Raw genomic sequence first — 1462 nt, forward strand, 5'->3', positions numbered from 1 at the left:
GAATGAATGGAGCGCAGCGACCTTGAACTGGTGCTTGCCGTTCGCGACCACGGGAGCCTGGCGGCCGCAGCGCAAAGCCTGGATGTAGCGCCACCGGTGGTCACCAAGCGGCTTGCCGCGCTGGAGGCCAGGCTGGGCCAACGGCTGTTCCAGCGCACCACCCGCCGCGTCAGCCCCACCGCTGAAGGCGAAACAGTCTGCGAACGAGCCATCCTCCTCCTGCAGGGCTTCCAGGCGCTCGAGGCAGAGTTGCAGGAGCGAAAAGCGGAGCCCACAGGGTTGATCCGGCTCGCTGCAACTTTTGGATTCGGCCGCCTGTGGCTGGGCCCTGCGCTGGCGGAATTCCAGGAGCGTTATCCGCGTGTCGAGATACAGCTGGAGCTCACCGAGCATTTGCCCGACCTCGCGCTGGAAGGTTACGACGGCGCCATCTGGCTCTGGTCGATACAGGGGCGGCAGGCGGCGCAGTGGGTGTCACGCCGTCTTGCACGCAACCAGCGCATCATGGTGGCCTCGCCCCGCTACATCAAACAGCACGGCTCGCCCGCCAGCCTGGAGGCCTTGCAGGACCATGCCTGCCTGATCGTGCGCGAAAACGGCAATGCCCCGGGCCAGCGTTTTGATGTCTGGCCGCTGCACAGGGAACGAGAGAAAGCAGCGGTACGCGTTCGCGTGCAAGGCCCGCTGGCCARCAATTCGGGGGAACTGGTACGCGACTGGTGCATGGAAGGCCGCGGCATCATGCTGCGCAGCCTCTGGGATATTGCACCGCACATCGCATCGGGCCGGCTCGTGCGCGTTTTACCGGCCTATTCAATGCCCGATGCCGACATTCACTGGCTGGCCCCCTACCGCACCGACCAGCCACGCCGTATTCGCCTGCTGATTGACCACCTGGTCGCACAGTTTCAGGAAGCGCCCTGGAAAACTACGCTGCCGCCGGCTTCGCGGCCCGCACCACGAGGCTCACGCCCAACGCCGTGAGCGCGGTGCCGGCAATCGTGCTTAGCGTAATGGGTTCGTCAAACAACAGCCATGCCATCAGGGCGGTCGTTGGCGGAACCAGGTACAGCAGGCTGGTCACGGCTGTTGCCGCGCCACGCTGGATCAAAAGATAAAGGAGGGAGCTTCCTCCCAGCGTGAGCACCAGCACCGACCACGCCATGGCGCCCAGAACCTGATGGTTCCACGTGATCGCTTCAGTTTCAAACAGCGCAAGCGGCAGAGTCACCACGAAAGCAGCGGCCAGCTGAATGGCATTGGCACTGCGCACATCGGCAGGTTTGACAAAACGTTTTTGGTAAAGCGTTCCCGCAGTGATGCTGAACAACGCAAAGACCGTGCAGGCCAGCGTCAGCGCCGTCACTTCATGGCCCGTGCCAAATTTGCGCGAAACCAMCAGCAACAGCCCGCCCAGCCCCAGCGCCAGACCGGCCCACTGGCGTGAGGCTGTCTCTTATAC

The 1462-nt window shown here is 63.7% G+C and carries 1 protein-coding gene and 1 pseudogene; one reads left to right on the forward strand and one right to left on the reverse strand.

What is annotated here, in order from left to right; translation table 11 throughout:
* Nucleotides 1-6: 6 nt before the first annotated feature.
* Nucleotides 7-984: a LysR family transcriptional regulator gene (locus tag AC1DWI_RS22935; RefSeq protein WP_477725884.1), complete on the forward strand. Its 978-nt coding sequence runs from the start codon at nt 7-9 to the stop codon at nt 982-984.
* On the opposite strand, the pseudogene AC1DWI_RS22940 reads toward AC1DWI_RS22935, so the two are convergent.
* Nucleotides 929-1447: pseudogene (locus AC1DWI_RS22940) on the reverse strand (DMT family transporter); the annotation flags it as partial. The gene AC1DWI_RS22935 and the pseudogene AC1DWI_RS22940 sit on opposite strands and share 56 nt — an antisense overlap.
* Nucleotides 1448-1462 lie beyond the last annotated feature (15 nt).

Source organism: Polaromonas sp. P3_C2, from assembly GCF_056402675.1.